This window comes from Pseudomonas sp. NPDC089741 (assembly GCF_044748825.1).
In the GTDB taxonomy this organism is placed as follows: Bacteria; Pseudomonadota; Gammaproteobacteria; order Pseudomonadales; family Pseudomonadaceae; genus Aquipseudomonas; species Aquipseudomonas helmanticensis.
Genome location: NZ_JBIVGT010000091.1, coordinates 761 through 1,287 on the forward strand (window position 1 = coordinate 761; position 527 = coordinate 1,287).

The window sequence follows — 527 nt, forward strand, 5'->3', positions numbered from 1 at the left end:
AATCATACCTAAAACGAAAAAAAACTTGCTGCCGAACGGGTGCAGGGTCAGTTCGCCGATGAAGCCGCCGATGCCCTTGACCTTGATGCTATAGAAAATGATCAGCGCGAAAACCGACAACGCCATGCCCAGGGTCGCGTTCGGGTCGGTAGTCGACACGGCGCGGAACGGGATGTGGTGATCACCGGTGATCAGGATGGCCAGCTGAGGAATCCAGTCGACCGGGATCAGGTCGACGGCGTTCATCAGGAACACCCAGACGAAGATGGTCAGTGCCAGTGGTGCAATCACCGGGCTACGGCCATGGAAGCTGTCTTTCACGCTGCCATCGACGAATTCGACCAATACTTCAACGAAGTTCTGCAAAGCACCCGGCTGACCCGAAGTCGCCTTCTTTGCCGCCATGCGGAAAAGAAAAACGAAGATCAGACCCAACGCGACCGACCAGCCGAGAGTATCGACGTGGAAAGCCCAGAAGCCCATTTCCTTGGCTTCTGCTGCGGTATGGGCAAAGCCCCAGCCGCCGT

The 527-nt window shown here is 56.7% G+C and carries 1 protein-coding gene (cut by a window edge); it reads right to left on the reverse strand.

The window, feature by feature from the left end:
• Positions 1–527 carry part of the coding region annotated (locus tag ACIPZE_RS29000) for a FoF1 ATP synthase subunit a (RefSeq protein ID WP_400776867.1) on the reverse strand (this coding region is incomplete at its 5' end). Its footprint begins 186 nt before the window's first position, so 527 of the 713 annotated nt are shown.